Below are 4,368 nucleotides of genomic sequence, written 5' to 3' on the forward strand. Positions count from 1 at the left end.
TGGCAGCCCGAGTTCCCGACGTGGCGATGCGTCTTCGCCGCCCTGGCGTCCCGCCGCTAGCGCGCCAGTGAGGCGCGGACGTGCTGACGGGCGTCCGCCCGGCACCGGCGGCCTGGACCCGCTGCACGCCGAGGTCGCCCTCGACGCGGCCGCGCAGGCCGGCGCGTTGCTGTTCGTGGTCGACGCGTCCGGGCCGTTCACCCGCCCCGAGCTGGAGTTCCTGATCGAGGCCAGCAAGCGGGTCAACGTGGTGGTGTTCGCGCTGACGAAGACCGACGCGTACCCCGGCTGGCGCACGATCCTCGCCGACGACCGCGCCCAGCTGCAGACGCACGCGCCGCGGTTCGCGCAGGCACCGTGGTTCGCGGTGTCGGCGCGGCTGGCGCAGCTGTCGATGACCCTGCCGGGCGACGCGGGCACGGAGCTGGTCCGCGAGTCCCGGATCGCACCGCTGCAGCACGCGCTGATCGAATTGGCCGGCAAGGGGCACCTGCTGCGGCAGGCCAACCTGCTGCGGGCGGTGCGCAGCGAGCTGGTGCGGCTGGACCTGCGGGCCGGTGAGCGGCTGACCGCGACCGATCCGGACCCGGCCGACGTGGCCAAGGCGCGGGCCGACCGTTCCGCGCTCGCGGCCCGCAAGCGCACCGAGTCGCGGCAGTGGTCGCTGACGCTCAACACGGAGACGCAGCGGGCGCGGGTGGAGGCGACCGGGAAGCTGCGGACGTACGTGTCGCAGCTCCAGGACGACCTGCTGTCCAAGATTGACAAGGCGAAGAGCGACGAGCTCAAGGCGCTGCCGAGCGACCTCGACACGGCGCTGCAGGCGTTGTCGGTGCGGCTGTCGCAGGACCTCGAGTTCCGGTTCCGCAAGGTCGCCGAAAAGGTGCTCGCGCAGGTTTTCGGCGCCGAAGAACTCCAGTTCGTGCTGGCCCGGTTGAACGCGACGCTGCGGCACGCGCTGACCAGCCGCCCACCACGCGACACGGGCACCGACAACATGATGATCGCGATGTCGGCGGGCGGCATGGCGTTCATGGCCGGCCGCGGCGCGATGGCGGGCGCGTCGGCGCTGGGCGCGTCGGCTCTGCTCGGCGGCGGACTGCTGGTGCCGGTGGCCGGCCTGGGCCTGGGCCTGGCGGCCGGGGCGTTCATCCTCTACCGGCGGCGGGCCCAGAGCGACCGCGCCCAGGCCCGCCTGTGGCTGCGCGACGTGCTGAGCGAGGCCCGCGCGGCGCTGTCCGACGAGATCATGCACAGGTTCACGGACCTGCAGTACGCGCTGACGCTGGCGCTCGACGACGCGATCGAACGCCGGCTGCAGCAGCTCGACGCGCACATCGCCGAGATCGACAAGGCCCTGGCGGACGACAAGGCCGAACGGGCCCGGCGCCGCGCGGCGGTAGCCGCGGAACGCGAAGCGATCCGGTCCCGCATCAAGCAGGTCGACACGGTCCTGGTCCGCGCGCGGACCCTGGCACCGGCCGCGACCACCGACGACCAGGAGCTGCCATGAGCGAGTGGAGCGAGCGCGGTCAGCTCAGCCGACATCGGTCGTGCTCCGCTGACCGAAGGGAGGCGGCGGCATGACCGACGACTGGACGTGGGGCGACGGGCACGATTCCCACGACGACCACTCCGGATACGAGGGCGCGGGCGACCACCAGCACCACCACGAGGGCGGGTTCGACGCCGACGACACGGACCCGTTCGGCCCGGACCTGGGCGGTGTCGACCTTCCTGGTGGTGGCCCGCACGACGACCTGGGCGGGCACGACGACGCGCCGGACTTCAACGGCGAGCCGGACAGCGATGTGCCCGCGGAGGACCCGTTCGCACCGGACGCGCTGGTCGCGGATCACCACGACTGGGCCGCGGGCCTGGACGACGACGGCACGGACGGCCTCGGCCCGGTCGACGCGACGGACCTGTTCGGGACGGATCCCGACGTGTCCGCGTACACGGACGCGCTGTGGCCGGCCCCGGAGTTCCCGGCGCCGCTGGACCTGGGGCCGGTGCTCCCGGAGCCGATCGACGGCTCGCCGTGGACGGACCCGGCCGCGCTCGGCTCTCCCGATCCGGCCGCGGTGATGATGCCGGTCGAGGTGCCGGAGCCGACGGACCTGGCGGCCTATGCGGGCCTGGACCCGGCGTCGTCGGGGTGGGAGGCACTGCTGGGGTCGGAGGATCCGGCCACCGCGGCGCTGGCCCGCTTCTGGTCACCGCCGCAGCCGTAAGCACTTAGCCCAGCCGCACCGATTAGGTTTCCGCGCCGCGCCCGTCTGTACGTGTGAACATCGACTCACGGGAGGCTGGCACGATGCGGAAACTGATCTTTGGTATGAACGTGAGCCTGGACGGCTACGTCGCCGCGCCCGGCGACGACCTCGGCTGGAGCGTACCGAGCGACGAGCTGTTCCAGTGGTGGTCCGACCGGGTGGGCGCCACCGACCTGGCGCTGTACGGGCGCAGGCTGTGGGAGGAGATGAGCTCCCACTGGCCGACCGCCGACCAGCAGCCCGGCGCCACACCGGCGCACATCGAGTTCGCCCGCCGCTGGCGGGACCTGCCGAAGGTGGTGTTCTCCTCGACGACCAGAACGGTCGACTGGAACACCCGCCTGTTCACCGGCGACGCGGTCACCGAGATCACCCGGCTCAAGGCCGAAGACGGCGGGCCTATGGACATCGTCGGCGCCACACTTGCCGCAGCGGCGATGCGGGCCGGGCTGATCGACGAGTACCTGCTGGTCACCGCACCGGTCCTGCTGGGCGGCGGCAGGCCGTTCTTCACGGCCCTGGACAGCTGGGTGAACCTGAACCTGGTGGAGACGCGGACGTTTGCCGGCGGCGTGCTACTGACCCGATACGAGACGAGGCGATGAGCACGGCGTGATCACAGTGTCGGGGGCAGGCCCAGCCATGGCTTGTCGGTGGCGTCGAATCCGGTGAGCTCGGCGATCTTCCCCTCGACGATGTGCAGGACCGCGACGGCGAACAGCCGGTACTCCGGGTCGTCGGGGGTGCGGAGGTAGAGCACGGCGGCTGGCATGCGGTTGAGCGTCGTGGCGACACCGCGCCAGTCGTCGTGGCCGCGCTGGAAGAGCCCGCCGGAGACCCAGCCTTCCACCGCGTCCTTGGCCGTCCTGGTCACAGTGCCCGGATCGGGCAACATCGCGAAGCGCACGTCGTCGCGCAGCAGGGACATCAGCCCGTCGAGGTCGTTGCGCTCATGCGCGTCGATATACGACTTCACCGCGCCGCGCTCGTCATTCGACAGCTCGTGGCCGGCGGGGCTCCGCCAGTCGAGGCGGCGGTCGGGCAGCTGCTCGCGCATCGTCACACGCGCCCGCTGCAGCGCACTGGTCACCGATGCGATGGTCAGCTCGAGGGCGTCGGCGGCCTTCGACGCCGGCCAGCCGACGACGTCGCGCAGGATGAACACCGCCCGCTGCCGCGGCGGCAGGTGCTGGACGGCGACGATGAACGCCAGCTCGATCGTCTCCCGCGCCACCACCGATTCCTGCGGGTCCTCGGGGAGCATCCGGTCGGGGTACGGCTGCAGGTAGCCCACCTCGGAGGCGGGGTCCGGCAGCTCGGACGGTACGGGTGTGCGGTCGTTGCGCTTCTCCAGGAAGTCGAGGCAGGCGTTCGTCGCGATCCGGTACAGCCAGGTCCGCAGGGCCGCGTGGCCCTTGAACGACTCCCGCTTGTGCCACGCGCGCAGGAACGTCTCCTGCGTCATGTCCTGGGCGTCCTCGTAGTTCGCGAGCATCCGGTAGCAGTGCACCTGCAGCTCACGCCGGTGGCGCTCGGTCAGGAGCGCGAACTGCGCGGTATCCCCGGCGCGGACCGCCGCGATGAACGTGGCCTCGTCGGCGCCCAGCGGTCTGGCGTCGGTCATGTCGTCAATCCTTCCACCGGTGCGAGCGGGCTAAGGAAACAGACGACGTGGCGGAGGATTTCTGATCGGTGAAGCCACTCACACTCCGCGCGCACCTACCCGGCCCCGGTGCTGACGGGTCAGCAGAGGACGTCGGCGTAGTTGGCCGCGTCGATGGCGATGTCCTCGCCGCGTAGCCGGCGGCGCGTCCAGAGCCGGGCCGCCGTCTCGGCCAGTTCGTCCCGCTCGGCGGCCTGCTCGACGAGCAGCGCGGCGGTCAGTGCGAACGCCGTCCGCAACGCGAGGCCACGGGCGCCGGCGACCACCGTCCCCGCGGTCGGGTCGTTGGCGACCTCGGCGAGGCGCGTCCGGAGGTCGCGGGCCGTGCTGGCGAGCGAGTCCGCGACCGCCGGGCCGGCGGGGGGCTGCTGCTCATGCACGACGACGCACTGCTGACGCTGGTCGACAACTGGCTGGCCGACATCCCGC

5 protein-coding genes are annotated in these 4,368 nt (G+C 72.0%); 3 read left to right on the plus strand and 2 right to left on the minus strand.

Going from position 1 to position 4,368, the window contains the following annotated elements; genetic code table 11:
- Positions 1-67 precede the first annotated feature (67 nt).
- From AB0H87_RS38595 to AB0H87_RS38605, 3 genes are all read left to right on the plus strand, one after another.
- Positions 68-1,513: a hypothetical protein gene (locus AB0H87_RS38595; RefSeq protein WP_360157727.1), complete on the plus strand. Its 1,446-nt coding sequence runs from the start codon at positions 68-70 to the stop codon at positions 1,511-1,513.
- 70 nt (positions 1,514-1,583) lie between these two features.
- Positions 1,584-2,234 (plus strand): hypothetical protein, encoded by a 651-nt coding sequence (locus AB0H87_RS38600; protein ID WP_360157730.1) that lies wholly within the window; start codon positions 1,584-1,586, stop codon positions 2,232-2,234.
- A 104-nt stretch (positions 2,235-2,338) separates the two neighbouring features.
- Positions 2,339-2,881: a dihydrofolate reductase family protein gene (locus tag AB0H87_RS38605; RefSeq protein ID WP_360157733.1), complete on the plus strand. Its 543-nt coding sequence runs from the start codon at positions 2,339-2,341 to the stop codon at positions 2,879-2,881.
- An 11-nt stretch (positions 2,882-2,892) separates the two neighbouring features.
- On the opposite strand, the gene AB0H87_RS38610 is transcribed toward AB0H87_RS38605, so the two are convergent.
- Together AB0H87_RS38610 and AB0H87_RS38615 are read right to left on the minus strand one after the other, a co-directional pair.
- Positions 2,893-3,900, minus strand: a complete 1,008-nt coding sequence (locus AB0H87_RS38610) for an RNA polymerase subunit sigma-70 (RefSeq protein ID WP_360157736.1) — start codon at positions 3,898-3,900, stop codon at positions 2,893-2,895.
- A gap of 119 nt (positions 3,901-4,019) precedes the next feature.
- A partial coding sequence (locus AB0H87_RS38615) for a hypothetical protein (protein WP_360157739.1) occupies positions 4,020-4,368 on the minus strand: 349 nt, incomplete at its 5' end.

The organism is Asanoa sp. NPDC050611, assembly GCF_040654855.1.
Classification (GTDB): Bacteria; Actinomycetota; Actinomycetes; order Mycobacteriales; family Micromonosporaceae; genus Asanoa.